The following is a 17,525-nucleotide window of genomic DNA, read 5'->3' as shown; positions in this document are numbered from 1 at the left end:
CTGTCTGGCTCACAGCGTGACCTGCCCCTCGATGCAGGTCACACAGTCGCCACCGATCCACAACGCATCGCCCACCCGCTCCACCCGCAGCCGCCCGGCACGGCCGATCGCCGTGCCCTGGCTGATCACATAGCGATCCGGTGCTTCGCCGGTGGCCAGCAGCCAGCGCGCGATGCCGGCATTGAGGCTGCCCGTGGCCGGGTCTTCCGGCGCGCCGTCGCCGGCAATGAAGGCGCGGCTCTCGTACTGGGCCTCCTCGCCATCACTGGGCAGCCAAGGCCCGAACACACCCACCTTCACGCCCTCCAGCTGCGCATAGTCCGGCTGGACCGCAAGTACGGCCGCACGATCACGCAGGCGCAGTGCCAGCCAGCCGGTACCGTTGTCTGCCCAGCGCGCGTCCATGACGTCCTCCGCGGCTACGCCGAGACCGCGGCGCACCTGTTCGCGCAGTGCCGGTGCCAAGGGCTCGCCGCGCAGCAGCGGCGGCGCCAGGAATGCCAGGCCGGACGCGCTGCGCCGTATCCGCACCAGGCCGATCCCGCACTCCTGCACGATCTCCTCGCCCTTCGGCACGCCGCCATGCGCCAGCCACGCATGGCAGCTGCCCAGGGTGGGATGCCCGGCGAACGGCAGCTCTTCCAGCGTGGTGAAGATGCGCACGCGATAATCCGCCTGCGGATCGGTCGGCGGCAGCAGGAAGGTGGTCTCGCTCAGGTTGGTCCAGCGGGCGAACGCGGTCATGCGAGCGTCGTCCACGCCTTCTGCATCGAGCACCACGGCCAGCGGATTGCCGCGCAGCGGATCCTGGCTGAAGACATTGACCTGTTGGAACGGCAGCGTAGGCATGGCGGAATGTCGGGAAACGGGTGGAGTGCGCATGATGCGCGGCACCGCGGCGTCGGGTCGAGCGCTGCGCCCGGTCGCACCCTAGGCTGCGTCGGTTTCCATCACCTGCACGCGGCGCTGGTACCAGTCATCGGCCTCGGGTTCGAAGACGGCGCTGCGGGTCATCTCGCCCTGGTACACGTGTACCGAGATCGCCAGGTCGTCATCGCTGGTGTTGCGGATGGTGTGGTACTCGTGCGGCGGGATCAGGCTGCCGGCACTGCCGCAGTCGCCCAGCACGGGCGGCTCCGGGCGGAAACGGAAGCGTTCGCCGTCGCGCTCCAGCAACTGGTACTGGGTGATCGCCAGCTGGCCCAGCCAGACCCCCTCCACGCACCACAGCCCGCTGTGGTCGTGCAGCGGCGTGCCCTGCCCGGGACCCCAGCTCATGGCGACGATGCTGTAGCCGTGCTCCGGGCTGCGATACAGCTCGCGGCGGGCATAGTGATCCTCGATCGGGTGGTGCACGCAGGCCGGCAGCTGGATGCGGCTGTCGGCGATCGCCTCGCGCAACGCCGCGCGCAGCGTGGCGGCGATCTGGTGCGCGTGCTCGTGCTGGACGGCATGGTCGACGGCGGCGATCAATCGATCACGGCCATGGAACGGAGGAAACGGGTTGCATTGGTCTTGCATGCCCCGAGTCTAGGCGATCCCGGTGAACAGCGTGTTTGACCTGAATCACATCCAATCGACCCACAATCCCCGACGTAGCAATCTATTCGAAAGAATTCGAAGGGTCCGCCTATCGATCAGGGAATCAGCAACGGTCGCAACGACGGGACCTGCCGGGCCAGTTCCTCGGTGACCAGCGTGGCGAACAGCGCCGCGCCATCCGGGCCCAGGTGGGTGTAATCGAACGCGACCTTGGCCTGCCCCATGGGCTCGGTGACGGCGTTGTTCTGCGCGGCCGGTGCGCCAGCCACGGGCGCTGCGCCCACAGTCGTGCCGTCCAGCGCTGCGCTGACCTGGGCGGGCGTGGCGGCCGCCTGCGCCAGCGGCATGGCCGCGACCGGCCCCAGCGCCTGTACCACCGCGCGGCTGCGCGCGTGCAGGTCCACCAGGGGCACCTCCAGCTCGCGCGCCACGGCGCGGACCGCCTCGGCCCAGGGGGCCAGGTCATCGATCAGCACGCCATCGGCGAACTGGCGTCGGGTCAACGGGGTCAGCAGCACCGGCTGCGCACCGGCGGCACGGATCTCACGCACATAGCGGCGCAGGTTGTCCGGGAACTCGCGCTGCAGATCGGTGGAGCGGCCCGGCTTGCCGGGCTGGTCGTTGTGGCCGAACTGGACCAGTACCCATGTGGTGGCATAGCCGGGCGTGCGCATCTCCGCCTCGGCCAGCGCCCACGAGCCCTCGGCGCGGTAGTTGTAGGTACTGCGGCCGCCACGGGCCAGGTTGGTGCAGGTCAGGAACGAGGTCACGTGCCGCGCGCAGAAGGCCGGGCCCCAGCCGCCCTGCACGGCCGTGGTGGAATCACCGACCAGCACGATCTTGCTGGCCCGGATCGGGGTCGGGGCCGGGCGATCCAGCACCGCCGGATCCACGGCGGCCTGCGCCGCGCTCATCAGGCCGAACAGCGCGCTGCCCAGCAGCCAGGACGTACACCGCATCAGAACGTACCTCGTTGAATGAAGGGGGCCTGCTGATAGAGGCGACGCTCGCCACCGCGCGGGTCGTCGGCCTGCTGTGGGGGGGTATCGAACAGCATCGTTTCGCGGCGGGCCAGCGAATAGGTCTGCCAGCGTGGCAGTCCGCCGTGATTTGGATCGCCATGGCGGGCGAAGGCGATCAAGGCCTCGCTCATCGTGGCCGCCACGCGGGTCGCCGCTTCGCTGTCACCGGTGCGCGAGCCGGGCCGATCGGTGGTATCGAACACCAGCGGGATATCCAGCGTGTGGAACGCGCCAAACTTGCCGCCGTCCAGCGGCGAGCCCCAATCGAGTTGATAGGCCCAGGTGGGTGCGCCCTGGCGCGCACGCGCCTCCAGTTCCTCCACCGCACCGCGCCACGAACGACCGGCGGTGGTGGCCGCGAAGAACACTTCCGAAGGCGTGTAATGCGGATACAGGCGGCGGTACTCGGCGATCACCACCGAGGGCAGCAGGTCCACGTACTGCTCTTTTTCCAGCTTGGCCGGCAGCGTCTCCCAGGTCAGTGCGAAGTTGGCCGGGTCGTTGCCGAGGAAAGCGCGGGTTTCATCGTGGGTGTTGCCGATCACCATCGGAATCCCGGCGGACTGCGCGGGCGCCTCCGGCCAGAACGGATGCACCGGCAACGAACGCCCGTCGAGCACCGGCCCGACGTAGAGACTGCTGTTCTCCACGCGCGAAGGGTCGCGCGCACGGGTGGCGGCCAGCAGCGCTTCCATCGGCATCGTGCGCAACGCGTCGGCATCGGCTGCGCCCACCGCCTGCATCGCGATCTGCGCGCGCTGGGTGGCGGCACGCGGGCCGGCCGCGGTCACCTGCTGCCCGCTCATGGTCCACGCGCGCTGGAACAGGCCGCGCGCGGCGGGCATGGCCATCAGCGTGGCGATCTTCGCGCCGCCGCCGGATTGCCCCACCACGGTGATGTTGCCCGCATCGCCGCCGAACTCGGGCGCATGCTGGCGCACCCACTGCAGCGCCTGGACCAGATCGAGCTGGCCGACGTTGCCGGAATCGGCGAAACGCGCATCGCCCAGCTGCGCCAGGTACAGATAGCCGAACACATTGAGGCGATGGTTGACCGTGACCACCACCACGTCGCCGCGCCGGCACAACGCGCTGCCGTCGTACAGCGGGTCGCTGCCCGAGCCGTTGTTGTAGGCGCCGCCGTGGATGTAGAACACGATCGGGCGCTTGCCGCCATCGCGCAGCGCCGGGGTCCACACATTGAGGTAGAGGCAGTCTTCGCTGCCCGGCCCTTCGCTGCCGCCCTGCGGCGCGGCATTGCCGTACGCCAGCGCATCACGCACGCCGCGCCAGGCCGATTCCTGCACGGCCGGCTGGAAGCGCCGGGCGGCGGTATCGGCGCCGTAGGGAAGGCCGCGGAACACGTGGATGCCCTGCTCCTGCTGCCCGCGCACGCGGCCACTGCGCACGCGCGCCAGCGGCGCGGCATCGTGGCGCGGGCCGGGCACGCCCGCGAAGGCGGGCAGCAGGGGCAGGCTGGTCGCACCGAGCATCACGGCATAGCGCGCGCTGTCGCGCAGGAAACGGCGCCGCTGCAGGTCGGCGGGGGAATCAGTCATGGCGCGCGGGCTCCGTGTGGCGCGAGGGAATCCAGCGCAGCGCCAGCTCAGGCCACTGCGCGACGGTCAAACCGGCCGGGATGCGCACGCCGAAGCCATGGCCGCCGAACGGGAACAGATGCATTTCGGTGGTGACACCGGCGCGCAGCAGCGCCTGGTAATACACCAGGCTGTTGTGCACCGAGACCACGTTGTCGTCCTGCGCATGCACCAGGAAGGTCGGCGGCGTATCGGCGCGGACCTGATCCTGCATCGAAAACTGCTGCTGCAGCGCCGCATCCGGATGCGGCCCGAGCAGACGGGTACGCGAGCCGGTATGCGCATGCGTGCCCATGTCGATCACCGGGTAGATCAGCAGCGCGACATCCGGCCGCGCGCTGAGCGCATCGATGGCATCGCGATGCGGATAGGCCGGTGCATCGAAGCCGTTGCTCAACCGCGCGGCAACGTGCCCGCCGGCCGAGAAACCCATCACCCCGATGCGCTGCGGATCAATCTGCCATCGCGCGGCATCGGCGCGGATCACCCGCATCGCACGCTGGGCATCGGCCAGTGCGGCCTGGCGATCACTGCGGCCGGCGGGCAGCCGGTAACGCAGCACGAACAGGGTCACCCCACCCTGCTCGACGAACGCCGGCACCAGCGCGGTGCCTTCCTTGTCGAGCACGATGCGCTGATAGCCGCCGCCCGGCACCACCAGCAGGGCGCTGCCATTCGGGCGCGACGGCCGGTATACGACCAGGTAGGGCGCACTGACGTTGTCGATGTAGCGGTCCGTCAGCGCCGGATCGCGGCTGCGCTCGATCACGTTGGGCACGGTGGCCGGGCCGCCTTCGCCGGGCACCTGGCCGTCCGGCCACAGCACGATGCGATCGGGGGCGCCGGCGGCCGGTTCGGTTTCCGGTACGGCACGCTCGGCCGCGTGGGCCAGGCCGCCGGCCAGCAGCAGGAGAGTCAGCATGGGCAACGCGAGGAAGCGGCGCATCCGGGTACGTCCTTGGGCATGGGAACAGGCATCGTGCCTGACCGGCAGCCGTTCTGATGCGCTGCACATTGCCAATGACACCGGTTTACCATATACAGCACATCCAACCGCTGTCGATTGGCAGTGCAACAATTTTTCCGGGAGACCCGCTTGAGCAACGACCACGGCAAACAGGACCTGCCCGACCAGGGGTTGGGCGAGATCGCCCGGCACTTCGTCAGCGCCCGCCAACACGGCCAATCCCTGCCCGATTTCCCGGGAACGATCCCGGAAGACCTGGTCACCGCCTATCAGGTACAGGACCAGGCCATCGGCCTGTGGGACGACCAGGTGGTCGGCTGGAAGGTCGGCTACATCGCCGCCGAGCGCCGCGATGCCTCGGGCGATGATCGCCTGCTGGGCCCCATCTTCTCGCGTCAGCTCTGGAATGCTACCGGTGGAACAGTCGAGATTCCGGTGTTCGTCGGCGGGTTCGGCGCGGTCGAGGCCGAGTACGTGATCCAGCTGCAGGAAGACGCCCCGGCGGACAAGCTGCACTGGACCCCCGAAGAGGCCGAGGCGCTGCCCGCCAGGCTTTTCATCGGTGTGGAAGTGGCCAGCAGCCCGCTGGCGACGATCAACAAGCTCGGCCCGCGCGTGGTGGTGTCGGACTTCGGCAACAACAACGGCCTGGTGCTCGGCACCGAGATCGCGGACTGGACGCGCCTGGATGACGCCGACCTGCGTGCGGAAACCCGCATCGAAGGCGAGGTGGTCGGCACCGGTGGCGCGACCCTGCTGCCCGGTGGCCTGCGCACCGCCTATGCGTTCGCGCTGGGGCGTTCGGCGCAGCGTGGGCGGCCGTTGAAGGCCGGCGATCTGATCGCCAGTGGCAACGCCACCGGCATCCACGACATCGCCGTGGGCCAGCAAGCATTGATCCGTTTCGTCGGCTACGGCGACATTACCTGCAAGGCCATCGCCGCCGGATAACCGCGCGGACATGGCGAGCACGCTTGGGAGGGCGCAGATGTTCACTCGCAGAAGTTTCCTGGCTACCAGTCTGGGCGCGCTTGCCGCGCCCGCGCTGACAGCCTGTTCGCGGTCATCCAACGCCGCACCGGCCGGTGCGCAGCTGTTGACCGCCACCGACGTCCACGTCGCCGATTACCCCACCGTCACCGCGGTGAAATGGATCGGGAAAACGCTGGAAGAAAAAACCGGCGGCCGGCTGCGGCTGCGCCAGTACCACTCCGGCCAGCTCGGCCGTGAGTCCGAGGCGATCGACATGGCCCGCTTCGGCGCCATCGATATCACCCGCGTCTACTCCGGCGCGCTCAACAACGCGTTTCCGCTGACCCAGGGCCTGTGCCTGCCGTATGTGTTCGAGTCGGTGGCGCACATGCGCCGCGCGCTCGATGGCGGCGTCGCCGATACGGTCCTGCAGGGCTTTGAAACGCGCGATCTGGTCGGCCTGGCCATCTACGATTCCGGTGCGCGCTGCTTCTACAACACCAAGCACCCCATCGTGGAGCCCAAGGACCTGCACGGCCTCAAGCTGCGCGTGGCCTCCTCGGACATCTTCATCCAGCTGATGCGCCTGCTCGGTGCCAACCCGACCCCGATGTCGCTGGGCGACACCTTCTCGGGCATGGAAACGCACATGATCGACGGTGCGGAAAACAACATGCGCAGCTTCCACTCCAGCCGTCATTTCGAGGCCGCGCACTACTGGTCGCAGAGCGATCACTCCTACGCACCGGACGTGCTGCTGATGTCGCGCCAGAGCTTCGATGCGCTGAGTCCGGCCGACCGCACCCTGGTGATCGAGACCGCACGTGAATCGGTGCAGGTGATGCGCGAGCAGTGGGATGCCTCGGAAAACAACGCCCGCCAGGCCGTGGCCGATTTCGGCATCAGATTCAACGAGGTCGACATGCCGGCCTTCCGCAAGGCCGCCGACCCGCTCCTGCAGCGTTACCTGCAGCAGCCGGAGCTGGCCGCCCTCACCCGTCGCATCCGCGACTTCGCCTGAGGCTCCGACGCGATGTCCGACTCGACTTCCGAAACCGTCATCACCCCCACCGCGCCGCAGCGCCTGCTCAACGTGATCGCCGATGTGGCGATCTACATTGCCGTCATCGCCCTGCTCGGCCTGGTGGTGGTGCAGGGCTGGCAGGTGTTCGCCCGCTATGTGATCAATGATTCGCCCAGCTGGACCGAGCCGGTCACGCTGCTCCTGCTGGCCACGGCGATGAGCCTGGGTGCGGCCACCGGCGTGCATACTCGCCGCCACTTCGGCTTCTTCCTGCTGGCCGCGCACATGGGCCCGGGCCTGCGCCGTGCGGTGGACGTGTTCGCCGCGCTGGTGGTGGCCGTGCTGGGCGTGGTCATCGCCTGGTGGGCGGCCGTGCTGCTGATGGACGGCCTGGATATCAAGGCCGCCGGCGCCCACCTGCCGCAGAGCATCAACTACCTGCCCCTGTCGATCGGTGGCGCCTTGATGGCGATCTTCGCCGCGAACCAGATGGCGCTGGCTGTACGGCCGGCCGATGCCGTTGCCGAGGGAGATCGCTGAGTCATGGGTATTACGATTCTTTTCACCGTGTTCGCGGTGCTGTTGCTGCTCGGTGTGCCGGTCGCGTTCGCGCTGGCCGCCGCCGCCCTGGCCACCCTGTGGTACCTGGATCTGCCGACGCTGGTGCTGGTCCAGCAGATCTCCGCCGGTACCGGCTCGGCTTCACTGATCGCCATTCCCTTGTTCATCTTCGCCGGTGAAATCATGATGCGCGGCGGCATCTCCGAGCGCCTGATCTCACTGGCATCCTCGCTGGTGGGGCGCATGCGCGGTGGCCTGGGCCAAGTGTCGATCCTGTCCTCGCTGTTCTTCGGCGGTGTGTCCGGCTCGGCCATCGCCGATGTCTCGGCGGTCGGTGGCACGATGATCCCGCAGATGGTCAAGCGGGGTTACGACCGCGACTTCGCGGTCAACGTCAGCATCACCGCCGCGCTGGTGGCGCTGCTGGTACCGCCGTCGCACAACCTGATCCTGTTCTCGGCCGCCGCCGGTGGTGGGCTGTCGATCGCCGATCTGTTCGCGGCCGGTATCGTGCCGGCGCTGCTGATGACCGTCGTCCTGATGATCACCGGCTATCTCGTGGCACGCCGCCGCGGTTACGGCGTGGAGATCTTCCCGGGCTGGCGTGCGGTGCTGCTGCGCCTGGTCTCGGCGCTGCCTGGCCTGGGCCTGGTCGCGCTGATCTTCATCGGTATCCGTGCCGGCATCTTCACTGCGGTGGAGAGCGCGGCGATCGCCGTGGTCTACGCGCTGCTGGTGACCACCGTGCTGTACCGCCAGCTGGACTGGCGCGAGTTCCTCGGCACGGTCACCCATGCCGCGCGCAGCACCGGTGTGATCCTGTTCGTGATCGCCACGGCGGCCGTGTTCGGCTGGCTGCTGGCGTATCTGGAAGTGCCGTCGGCCGCGGTCAACTTCCTGCAGTCGTTCGCGCACAGCCAGTTCATGGTGCTGTTGATGATCGTGATCATGCTGTTGCTGCTGGGCACCTTCATGGATCTGGCGCCGATGATCCTGATCTGCACGCCGATCTTCCTGCCGGTGGCCAAGGCCTACGGCATCGATCCGATCCACTTCGGCCTGGTGCTGGTGCTGACCGGTGGCCTGGGCCTGGTGACACCGCCGGTGGGCTCGGTGCTGTTCATCGGTACCGCGATCGGCAAGATCAGCGTCGGTGAGAGCATGCGCTCGATCTGGCCGTTCTGGTTCGCTGCGCTGGGCGTGCTGTTGATCGTCACCTTCTTCCCGGAAATGTCGCTGTGGCTGCCCGCCCTGCTGCGCGCGTAAGCGTGCGGCGGCTCGCGGTACTGCTGTGGATCGCCCTGCCCTGCGCCGTCATGGCGCAGGGCCAGGAGATCCCGCTGCGCGGCTTCCAGGACGGCATCAACCATTGGCAGAGCGGGCACGGCACGGACTACCCGCGCTATGCCCCCGATCAGTACCGACAGATCGCCGACACCCTGGTGGCGCTGCAACGCCATGGCGGCGGCTGGGCGGTCAACCAGGATCCGCAGCGGATCCTCGACGATGCCGCCAAGGCACAGGTGCTGGCTGACCAGGCCACGCCGGGCGGCAGCTTCGACAACCGCAACATCTACACCCAGGTCAGCTACCTGGCCGAGGCCTTCGCGCGCAGCGGCGATGCCCGCTACCGCGACGCGGCCGTGCGCGGCCTGGATTTCATCCTCGCCGAGCAGATCCCCCGCTGTGGCGGCTGGCCGCATTCGGTGCCCTCGCGCACCTCGTACCACGGGCACATCACGTTCGCTGACGACGTCACCAGCGGCGTGCTGACCACGCTCCGGCGCATCCAGCGTGAACCGGCGTTCGGCTTCATCACCGCCGATCAACGTGCCCGCGTGGACGCGGCCGTGACCGCCGGTGATGCCTGCCTGCTGCGCCTGCAGGTGCGCCAGGACGGCGTGCCGACGATCTGGGCCGGGCAGTACGACCGCACCACCCTGCTGCCCGCGCAGGGGCGGAAATTCGAACTGCCGGCGCTGGTCACCGACGAGAGTGTCGGCGTGGTCCGCTACCTGATGTCGATCCCGGATCCTTCGCCGCAGGTGGTCGCCTCGGTCAACGCCGCGATGGCGTGGTTCCAGACCCACGCGTTGACCGGGTGGCGGCTGGAGACCTTCGAAACGACGCCGGAACAGTTCGCGTTCCACCGCACCACGGTCGACCGCCGCCTGGTCGCCGATGCGGGCGCGCCGCCGCTGTGGGGGCGCTTCCACGACCTGCACGACAGTGGCGTGCTGCTGGCCAACCGCGAGGGCGAACGCGTCGCCACGTTCAACGACATCCCGCGCGAGCGCCGCACCGGCTATCACTGGTACGGCACCTGGCCGCAGGCCCTGATCACCACCGAGTACCCACGCTGGCAACAGCGTCTTGCCGGGACCGGGGCGCGCTGAGCGCAGCCGGCCCACGATACGTTCAAGGGAGAAAGACGATGCACCTGAGGAAGACCCTGGCCAGCTTCGCCACCGCCTGCCTGCTGCTGGCAGGCGCCGGCCACGCCGCCGAGCCGGCCACCAACTGGACGCGCGGGATCGAGAACCAGCGCCAGGCCGATCTGGGCAACGGCACCTTCCTCAATCCGGTGTTCGCCGGTGATCGCCCGGATCCTTCCGTGCTCAAGGATGGCGAGGATTACTACCTCACGCTGTCCTCGTTCGATGCCTACCCCGGCCTGCCGATCTGGCACTCGCGCGATCTGGTCAACTGGCAGCCGCTGGGCCACGCGATCACCAGGAACGTAGGTGCGATCTGGGCCCCGGACATCGTCAAGCACGGCAGCCGCTATTACATCTATTTCCCGGCCCGCACCGGCGAAACCCGCAGCAACTTCGTGGTCTGGGCCGACAGCATCAACGGCCCGTGGAGCGAGCCGATCGACATCGGCCTGGGCGGCTACATCGATCCCGGCCATGCGGTGGGCGAAGACGGCAAGCGCTATCTGTTCCTCAGCGGTGGCGACTACGTGCAGCTGGCCGATGACGGCCTGAGCGTGGTCGGCACGCCCAAGCACGTCTACGACGGCTGGAAATACCCGGAAAGCTGGGACGTGGAGGCCTATGCGCAGGAAGGCCCGAAGATCAATTTCCGCGATGGTTGGTACTACATGACCACTGCTGTGGGCGGCACCGCCGGCCCGCCGACCGGGCACATGGTGATCACCGCGCGCTCGCGCTCGATCCACGGCCCGTGGGTGAATGCGCCGAACAACCCGATCATGCGCACCCGGTCGGCCGCCGAGCCGTGGTGGTCGCGCGGGCACGCCACGGTGATCGAAGGCACCGACGGGCGCTGGTGGATGATGTATCACGGCTACGAGAACGGGTACTGGACGCTGGGCCGCCAGGCGCTGCTGGAGCCGATCGAATGGACCGCCGATGGCTGGTTCGTGGCCAAGGGCGGTGACCTCGGCCAGCCGCTCGCCAAACCGTCGGGCACCTCGGTCGGCCAGCACGGCATGGGCTTGTCCGACGATTTCCGCGGCAGCACGCTCGGTGCGCAGTGGTCGTTCTTCAACCCGGCCCAGGACGAGTACAAGCGTTTGGCCTTCACCGGCAAGGGCATGGTGCTGCAGGGCAAGGGCAGCACCCCGCGCGACAGCTCGCCGCTGACCGCCATCGCCGGCGACAAGGCCTACCAGTTCGAGGTCGAGATGGAGATCGCCCCGGGCGCGGTGGGCGGTGCCCTGCTCTACTACAGCGACCGCCTGTATGTGGGCGTGGGCAGCAACGGCGAGAAGTTCATCATGCACCGCTACGGCGAGGAGCGCCCCACCCGGCTGACCCCGAGCGCCACCGGCGGCACGCTGTGGCTGCGGGTGACCAACAACCGCCATATCGTCACCATCCACTCCAGCACGGATGGTAAAACCTGGCAGAAGTACCCGGTTCAGATGGAAGTCTCCGGCTACCATCACAATGTGGCAGGCAAGTTCCTGGCCCTGAAGCCGGCGATCTATGCTGCTGGCGACGGCAAGGTCCAGTTCCGGAATTTCCGCTACCGCGCCCTCGATTGAGCTCCCCGCTAGAATCCCTTGACTCATCCCCGGTTTGAACGACATGTCATTGCGCAGCAAAACCGATCCGTCGCCGCACGGATTGACCAAAGGCAAGGCCGCCACGATCAACGACATCGCGCGTCTGTCCGGGGTATCGAAGAAGACCGTTTCGCGCATCATCAACAACTCACCGCTGGTGCGTAAGGACACCCGCGAGAAGGTTGAAGCACTGATGCGCGAGGTCGGTTACACGCCCGATCCGCTGGCCCGCGGGCTGGCCTTCCGGCGCTCGTTCCTGATCGGCATGGTGTACGACAACCCGACCGCCCAGTACATCGTGGACATGCAGTACGGCGCGCTGGATGCGCTGCGCGGCTCCAGCTTCGAGCTGGTCGTGCACCCCTGCGATTCGCGCAGCCCCGGCTACATCGACGGTGTGCGCCGCTTCGTGCAGCAGCAGAAGCTGCACGGCGTGATCCTGGTGCCACGTGCCTCCGAAGACCAGGCGCTGGTGGACATGCTCGATGAAATCGGCTGCCGCTTCACCCGGATCGCCTCGCTGCCGCTGGACGATACCTCGCAGATGGTGGTCACCCACGACCGCGACGGTGCCGCCGAAGCGGCCGATTACCTGCTCTCGCTGGGCCACCGCGACATCGCCCTGGTGACCGGCCCGAGTGCCTACCGCTCTGCGCACGAACGCACCGCCGGCTTCATCGATGCCCTCGCCAAGCGCGGCATCGAGCTTCCCCCGGCACGCATCGTGGAGGCCGGTTACACCTTCGAATCCGGTGTGGCCGCGGCCGAGAAGCTGCTGCTGGGCAAGCAGCGCCCGACCGCCATCTTCACCGGCAACGATGAAATGGCCGCCGGTATCTACAAGGTCGCGCTGCGCGCGGGTATCAACATCCCGCGCCAGCTCTCGATCATCGGCTACGACGACAGCCCGCTGGCCTCGCGCCTGTGGCCGTCGCTGACCTCGGTGCGCCGGCATACCCGCGACACCGGCCGCACAGCGGCCGCGATGCTGATCCAGCCCGACGGCCAAGCCGTGATGCAGCACGCCAGCGTCCGCCCGCACCTGATCGTGCGCGACTCCTGCCAGCCCCCCGAGGATTGACGCCCAAGGCGTCAACCCTCGGTAGGTTACGACCGTTGGTCGTGACGCTTCTTCTGTCGTCCCCCCTGTTCTGTCGTGTCGCCTTCTGTCCCGACCCCGTCCGCGGGCCACCCGGCCTATCGTGCGCTGCAAAATGACACCGGTTTACCAACTGGCTACAATCACCTGGAATCGTGCCGGGGCCGACGCATCGCCCCACCCCTGCTCTGGAGACGCCATGTACTGCAAGACCCATTACGCCACCCATCCCGACGCCATCAAGGGCGCCAGCAATGACGACCTGCGCGATCTGTACCTGCTCGACGGTCTGTTCAACGCCGATGCGGTGACCCTGAAGTACACCCACTACGAGCGCTTCGTCCTCGGCGGTGCGGCCCCGGTCAACGGCCCGGTCTCGCTGCCCAAGCAGACCGAACCGGCCTCGGCCGCCGGCCATGCCTTCCTGGAGCGCCGCGAGCTGGGCGTGATCAACGTCGGCGCCGGCAGCGGCACCGTCACTGTCGATGGCACCGTGTTCAAGCTCGGGCCGAAGGATGGCCTGTACGTGGCCATGGGCAGCACCGAGGTGGTGTTCGCGTCCGATGACGCCGCCACTCCGGCCCAGTTCTACCTGGCCTCGACCCCGGCGCATGCGCGCTTCGAGACCAAGGCGCTGTCGATCAAGGATGCCGTGGCCCTGGACCGTGGCGCGCTGGAAACCAGCAACGAGCGCACCATCTACCAGTACATCGTGCCGGCCACCTGCCAGTCCTCGCAGCTGCTGCTGGGCCTGACCGTGCTCAAGCCGGGCAGCGTCTGGAACACCATGCCGCCGCACCTTCACGACCGCCGCAGCGAGGTCTATTTCTACTTCGATCTGGGCCAGAACGACCGCGTGTACCACTTCATGGGCGAGCCGGACGCGCAGCGCCACATCGTCATCCAGAACAACGAAGCCGTCGTGTCGCCGCCGTGGTCGATCCACATGGGCGCCGGCACCAGCAACTACGCCTTCATCTGGGCGATGGGCGGTGAGAACCTGGATTACACCGACATGCACGTGCTGGACATCTGCCAGCTCAAGTGACCCCGACGCGCCGCCGGCATCGCGCCGGCGGCGTCTGTTACGCATTGGACAAGGACTACATACGCAATGGCTAATCCGTTCAGTCTGGAAGGCAAGGTCGCCCTCGTCACCGGTGGCAACACCGGCCTGGGCCAGGGCATCGCGGTCGCATTGGCGCAGGCCGGTGCCGACGTCGCCGTGGCCGGCATCGCGCCGCCCACCGAGACCATCGCCAAGATCACCGCGCTGGGCCGCCGCTGCCTGGCGATCGAAGCGAACCTGATCAGCATCGAGCCGGTCGAGCGCGTCATCCGCGAAACCATCGAAGGCCTGGGCGGCCTGGATATCCTGGTCAACAACGCCGGCCTGATCCGCCGCGCCGATGCGGTGGAGTTCAGCGAGCAGGACTGGGACGACGTGATGAACGTCAACATCAAGTCCGCGTTCTTCATCTCGCAGGCCGCCGGCAAGCATTTCATCGCACAGGGCCGCGGCAAGATCATCAACATCGCCTCGATGCTGTCCTTCCAGGGCGGTATCCGCGTGCCGTCGTACACGGCCAGCAAGAGCGGCATCGCCGGCATCACCCGTCTGCTCGCCAACGAATGGGCCAGCAAGGGCATCAACGTCAACGCGATCGCCCCGGGCTACATGGCGACCGACAACACCGCCGCGCTGCGCGCCGACGAGGACCGCAACAAGTCCATCCTCGATCGCATCCCGGCCGCACGCTGGGGCACCCCGGAAGACCTCGGCGGTACCGCCGTGTTCCTGGCCTCCAGCGCCTCGGACTACGTCAACGGCGCGGTGCTGCCGGTCGACGGTGGTTGGCTCGCCCGGTAACACCCTCGCGACGCGCTGGCGCGCCCACGATCTGCGCTGCAGATCGTGGGCTCCGGTAGTGCCGGCCATTGGCCGGCAGCTCTTCACCCAGGAGCATGACCATGCTGCGTTTGCTGTTGTCCCTGTCGCTGCTTCTCGCGGCCCCCAGCGTGCTGTGTGCCCCACACCGCATCTTCATTGCCGGGGATTCCACCGCCGCCGAGTACGGCCCGGAGCGCGCGCCACAGGCCGGCTGGGGCCAGGCCTTGCAGAGCTATCTAGATCCCGCCGTGTGGGAGGTCCGTAACCACGCCAAGGGCGGCCGCAGCACCCGCAGCTTCATCGACGAGAAACGCCTGGATGCGATCTCCGCCGAGCTTCAGCGCGGTGACGTGCTGCTGATCCAGTTCGGCCACAACGACGCCAAGTTCGAAGACCCCACGCGCTACACCGATCCTGCCACCGCGTACCCGCAGTTCCTGATGCGCTACGTGCAGCTGGCCCGCGACAAGGGCGCCACGCCGGTGCTGATCACCCCGGTGGCGCGGCTGCTGTATGACTTCGGTTCGCTGCTGGACACGCACGGTGTGTATACCCAGGCGGTGAAGGCGCTGGCCACCCGCGAGCAGGTCGCGCTGATCGATCTCAACGACAGTTCCACGCGCTGGATCCGCGGGCTGGGCGAGCAGGGTGCCAAGCCGTACTTCCTGTTCGTGCCCGAGCAGAACAAGGCCGATGGCACGCACTTCAGTGTGGCAGGGGCGACCGCAGTGGCGTGTCTGGTGATGCGCGACTGGGTGGCGTTGCAGCCCGGACTCACGTCGGCGCTGAAGCGCGATATCGACTGCGAGGTGCGCAGTGCGGGGCAGGGCGGTGAGGCCGCCAGGCCCTCGCGCGTGGTCCACGAGCGTGACATCGCGGTGACCCAGCCCGGCCCGCATGGTGGAGCGGGGCCGACCACGGCGTATCCGTTTTTCGCCGAAGACACCGACCTCCCGTTCGTGCTTCGCAAGCGCGTGCTGCACAAGGGGGCCGGCATCGGCCTGCATCCCCAGCACAAGGACGAGATTTACTACATCGTCAGCGGGCAGGGCAGCTACGTGCTGGATGGGACGCAGTACGACGTGGCGGCGGGGGATGCGCTGCTGACGCGAACGGGCAGTTCGCATGCGCTGCAGCAGGTGGGGGAGATGGATCTGGTCGTGCTGCTGGCGTATCCGCGATGAAAAGCAGCAGCGCATGACCCGGCTCCACCCATTGCCAACCTTCAAAAGCTCCCGAGGCTTTTGAAGGTTAGGTGTCTAAACTTCAACCGCCCCGGTGAATTGCGTCACGACGTTACACGTCGCCGCCGTCTTCCCAGCCTTCGCCCGTGCCCTTCTGGAACACGCGGTCACCGTCCTGCACCTCACCGGCCGGCAGATGCTCCCTGGCCTCCAGCGCGGCATAGATCGGGGTGAAGTCCGGTGCGGTCGCGGCCATCAACTGCTCGAAGCTGTCGATGACGAAGTAGGTTTTCTGGAAGGTGTCGATGCGGTAGCGGGTGCGCATGATCCGCTCCAGATCGAAGCCGATCCGGTTCGGCGCCGCCGACTCCAGCGAGTACAGCGACTCGCCCTTGGACGACACGATGCCGGCACCGTAGATGCGCAGGCCTTCGTCGGTGTTGATCAGGCCGAACTCCACCGTGTACCAGTACAGGCGGGTCAGGTGCTGCAGCGCCTCCGGGCCGATCGCATGCGCCTTGACGCCACCGCGGCCGTAAGCGGCCATGTAGTCGGCGAACACCGGGTTCATCAGCAACGGCACGTGTCCGAACAGGTCATGGAACATGTCCGGCTCGGCGATGTAGTCGATCTGGTCCGGGCGACGGATCCACCACGTCACCGGGAAGCGGCGGTTGGCCAGGTGATCGAAGAAATCAAGCTCGGGCAGCAGCCCTTCCACCCCGACCAGGGTCCAGCCGGTGGCGGCGCCCAGCACCTCGTTGAGCTGGTCGAAGCGCGGGATCATGTGCGCGCTCATGCCCATCTCGTCCTGCGCGTGCAGGAACTCCTTGCTGGCGCGGCCTTCCAGCAGCGCACGCTGGCGCTGGTACAGCGTGCTCCAGGTGGCGTGGTCGTCGGCGGTGTAGCTGTCCCAGGGCTGTTCCACGATGGCGGTGGTATAGACCGGCACGTAACCCTTGTCGGTCTGCTGGTGTTCGACGCGGCGGGGGGCGGTGGCGGTTTCCATCGTGGTGGTCTCCTGGGAAGTCATCTGTCGATGCTAGGGCAGGGTGCGCGCAAGAGGTTTGCAAAGTTGCGCGAATATGGGCTTCTGGCGCAAGATCATTGCGTCCACCTCATGTTGCGGGGCAGCAATGGCCGGAGATACCCAGTTCGACCGCACGGATCTGCGCTTGCTGGCGGAAATCCAGCAACACGGCCGCGCGACCAATGCCGAGCTGGCCGCACGGGTGAATCTGTCCCCGTCGGCCTGCCTGCGGCGCGTCCAGCGGCTGGAAAGCGAGGGCGTGATCGCCGGGTATGGCGCCCGCCTGGAGCCGCGCCAGATCGGCCTGGGCCTGCAGGCCTTCGTCCGGGTGCAGCTGGAGAAGCACGACCAGCACGCCATCGGCGTGTTCGCCGACAGCGTGCTGATATGGGATGAGGTGGTGGCCTGCCATGCGCTCACCGGCGACATGGATTACCTGCTGCACATCTACGTGCGCGACCTGGAGCACTTCTCCAGCTTCCTGCTCGACAAGCTGCTCAATGCCGCCGGCGTGGCCGACGTCAATTCCAGCTTCGTGCTGCGCACGGTGAAGGACTTCCGCGCGCTGCCGCTGTCGCAGCTGGAGTAAGGCCGCCGGG

17 protein-coding genes are annotated in these 17,525 nt (G+C 67.6%); 11 read left to right on the top strand and 6 right to left on the bottom strand.

The genetic code is table 11. From position 1 onward, the window contains the following. Positions 1 to 9: 9 nt before the first annotated feature. The 5 genes from ACW6W5_RS11930 to ACW6W5_RS11910 form a co-directional block, all read right to left on the bottom strand. On the bottom strand, positions 10 to 849 hold the full coding sequence (locus tag ACW6W5_RS11930) for a PhzF family phenazine biosynthesis protein (protein WP_152152766.1): 840 nt from the start codon (positions 847 to 849) through the stop codon (positions 10 to 12). Between the two features lie 81 nt (positions 850 to 930). Then, positions 931 to 1,521: a cysteine dioxygenase family protein gene (locus tag ACW6W5_RS11925; RefSeq protein ID WP_152152764.1), complete on the bottom strand. Its 591-nt coding sequence runs from the start codon at positions 1,519 to 1,521 to the stop codon at positions 931 to 933. Positions 1,522 to 1,637: 116 nt separating this feature from the next. Then, complete coding sequence (locus ACW6W5_RS11920; protein WP_152152762.1) at positions 1,638 to 2,501, bottom strand: rhamnogalacturonan acetylesterase; 864 nt, start codon at positions 2,499 to 2,501, stop codon at positions 1,638 to 1,640. Then, the gene (locus tag ACW6W5_RS11915) at positions 2,501 to 4,123 is read right to left on the bottom strand and encodes a carboxylesterase/lipase family protein (RefSeq protein ID WP_121043808.1); all 1,623 of its coding nucleotides are present in this window, start codon (positions 4,121 to 4,123) and stop codon (positions 2,501 to 2,503) included. The genes ACW6W5_RS11920 and ACW6W5_RS11915 overlap by 1 nt, the downstream gene beginning before the upstream one ends. Further along, complete coding sequence (locus ACW6W5_RS11910) at positions 4,116 to 5,084, bottom strand: alpha/beta hydrolase (protein WP_152152760.1); 969 nt, start codon at positions 5,082 to 5,084, stop codon at positions 4,116 to 4,118. Before ACW6W5_RS11910 ends, ACW6W5_RS11915 begins: the two co-directional genes overlap by 8 nt. A 174-nt stretch (positions 5,085 to 5,258) precedes the next feature. Between ACW6W5_RS11910 and ACW6W5_RS11905 the strand changes: the two genes are divergently transcribed. The 10 genes from ACW6W5_RS11905 (at position 5,259) to ACW6W5_RS11860 (ending at position 15,896) form a co-directional block, all read left to right on the top strand. Further along, positions 5,259 to 6,080 carry a 2-keto-4-pentenoate hydratase gene (locus tag ACW6W5_RS11905; protein WP_121043811.1) on the top strand — a complete coding sequence of 274 codons (822 nt, stop codon included), beginning with the start codon at positions 5,259 to 5,261 and terminating at the stop codon, positions 6,078 to 6,080. Positions 6,081 to 6,117: 37 nt separating this feature from the next. Beyond that, on the top strand, positions 6,118 to 7,122 hold the full coding sequence (locus tag ACW6W5_RS11900) for a TRAP transporter substrate-binding protein (RefSeq protein WP_121043814.1): 1,005 nt from the start codon (positions 6,118 to 6,120) through the stop codon (positions 7,120 to 7,122). Between the two features lie 12 nt (positions 7,123 to 7,134). Then, positions 7,135 to 7,665, top strand: coding sequence for a TRAP transporter small permease (locus tag ACW6W5_RS11895; protein WP_121043817.1), 531 nt, complete (start codon positions 7,135 to 7,137; stop codon positions 7,663 to 7,665). A 3-nt stretch (positions 7,666 to 7,668) separates the two neighbouring features. Beyond that, positions 7,669 to 8,952, top strand: a complete 1,284-nt coding sequence (locus ACW6W5_RS11890; RefSeq protein ID WP_123730975.1) for a TRAP transporter large permease — start codon at positions 7,669 to 7,671, stop codon at positions 8,950 to 8,952. Next, complete coding sequence (pelA, locus tag ACW6W5_RS11885; RefSeq protein ID WP_152152758.1) at positions 8,925 to 10,082, top strand: pectate lyase; 1,158 nt, start codon at positions 8,925 to 8,927, stop codon at positions 10,080 to 10,082. Before ACW6W5_RS11890 ends, pelA begins: the two co-directional genes overlap by 28 nt. Positions 10,083 to 10,120: 38 nt before the next feature. Beyond that, a complete protein-coding gene (locus ACW6W5_RS11880) occupies positions 10,121 to 11,701 on the top strand; it encodes a family 43 glycosylhydrolase (protein WP_152152756.1) in 1,581 nt (526 codons plus the stop codon). Positions 11,702 to 11,744: 43 nt separating this feature from the next. Beyond that, positions 11,745 to 12,803 (top strand): LacI family DNA-binding transcriptional regulator, encoded by a 1,059-nt coding sequence (locus tag ACW6W5_RS11875; RefSeq protein WP_121044030.1) that lies wholly within the window; start codon positions 11,745 to 11,747, stop codon positions 12,801 to 12,803. Between the two features lie 217 nt (positions 12,804 to 13,020). After that, positions 13,021 to 13,869, top strand: coding sequence for a 5-dehydro-4-deoxy-D-glucuronate isomerase (gene kduI / locus ACW6W5_RS11870; protein ID WP_121043829.1), 849 nt, complete (start codon positions 13,021 to 13,023; stop codon positions 13,867 to 13,869). 66 nt (positions 13,870 to 13,935) lie between these two features. Further along, positions 13,936 to 14,691, top strand: coding sequence for a 2-dehydro-3-deoxy-D-gluconate 5-dehydrogenase KduD (kduD, locus tag ACW6W5_RS11865; protein WP_019184096.1), 756 nt, complete (start codon positions 13,936 to 13,938; stop codon positions 14,689 to 14,691). Positions 14,692 to 14,792: 101 nt separating this feature from the next. Then, entirely contained in the window at positions 14,793 to 15,896 is a 1,104-nt protein-coding gene (locus tag ACW6W5_RS11860; RefSeq protein WP_152152754.1) for a GDSL-type esterase/lipase family protein, read from the top strand. A 112-nt stretch (positions 15,897 to 16,008) separates the two neighbouring features. On the opposite strand, the gene phhA is transcribed toward ACW6W5_RS11860, so the two are convergent. Next, a complete protein-coding gene (gene phhA, locus ACW6W5_RS11855; RefSeq protein WP_152152842.1) occupies positions 16,009 to 16,905 on the bottom strand; it encodes a phenylalanine 4-monooxygenase in 897 nt (298 codons plus the stop codon). Between the two features lie 127 nt (positions 16,906 to 17,032). Between phhA and ACW6W5_RS11850 the strand changes: the two genes are divergently transcribed. Then, positions 17,033 to 17,515, top strand: a complete 483-nt coding sequence (locus tag ACW6W5_RS11850; RefSeq protein ID WP_121043838.1) for an Lrp/AsnC family transcriptional regulator — start codon at positions 17,033 to 17,035, stop codon at positions 17,513 to 17,515. Positions 17,516 to 17,525: the final 10 nt, after the last annotated feature.

It is taken from the genome of Stenotrophomonas sp. IS26, from assembly GCF_054188265.1.
This window is presented reverse-complemented; position numbering and strand designations above follow the sequence as displayed.

Bases quoted from the DNA above. Each gene is read 5' to 3' on its own strand.
- ACW6W5_RS11860 (WP_152152754.1), top strand. From the start codon at position 14,793: ATGCTGCGTTTGCTGTTGTCCCTGTCGCTGCTTCTCGCGGCCCCCAGC.
- ACW6W5_RS11895 (WP_121043817.1), top strand. From the start codon at position 7,135: ATGTCCGACTCGACTTCCGAAACCGTCATCACCCCCACCGCGCCGCAG.
- ACW6W5_RS11925 (WP_152152764.1), bottom strand. From the start codon at position 1,521: ATGCAAGACCAATGCAACCCGTTTCCTCCGTTCCATGGCCGTGATCGA.
- ACW6W5_RS11875 (WP_121044030.1), top strand. From the start codon at position 11,745: ATGTCATTGCGCAGCAAAACCGATCCGTCGCCGCACGGATTGACCAAA.
- ACW6W5_RS11915 (WP_121043808.1), bottom strand. From the start codon at position 4,123: ATGACTGATTCCCCCGCCGACCTGCAGCGGCGCCGTTTCCTGCGCGAC.
- ACW6W5_RS11850 (WP_121043838.1), top strand. From the start codon at position 17,033: ATGGCCGGAGATACCCAGTTCGACCGCACGGATCTGCGCTTGCTGGCG.
- ACW6W5_RS11900 (WP_121043814.1), top strand. From the start codon at position 6,118: ATGTTCACTCGCAGAAGTTTCCTGGCTACCAGTCTGGGCGCGCTTGCC.
- ACW6W5_RS11930 (WP_152152766.1), bottom strand. From the start codon at position 849: ATGCCTACGCTGCCGTTCCAACAGGTCAATGTCTTCAGCCAGGATCCG.
- kduD (WP_019184096.1), top strand. From the start codon at position 13,936: ATGGCTAATCCGTTCAGTCTGGAAGGCAAGGTCGCCCTCGTCACCGGT.
- ACW6W5_RS11890 (WP_123730975.1), top strand. From the start codon at position 7,669: ATGGGTATTACGATTCTTTTCACCGTGTTCGCGGTGCTGTTGCTGCTC.
- kduI (WP_121043829.1), top strand. From the start codon at position 13,021: ATGTACTGCAAGACCCATTACGCCACCCATCCCGACGCCATCAAGGGC.
- ACW6W5_RS11910 (WP_152152760.1), bottom strand. From the start codon at position 5,084: ATGCTGACTCTCCTGCTGCTGGCCGGCGGCCTGGCCCACGCGGCCGAG.
- ACW6W5_RS11880 (WP_152152756.1), top strand. From the start codon at position 10,121: ATGCACCTGAGGAAGACCCTGGCCAGCTTCGCCACCGCCTGCCTGCTG.
- ACW6W5_RS11920 (WP_152152762.1), bottom strand. From the start codon at position 2,501: ATGCGGTGTACGTCCTGGCTGCTGGGCAGCGCGCTGTTCGGCCTGATG.
- phhA (WP_152152842.1), bottom strand. From the start codon at position 16,905: ATGGAAACCGCCACCGCCCCCCGCCGCGTCGAACACCAGCAGACCGAC.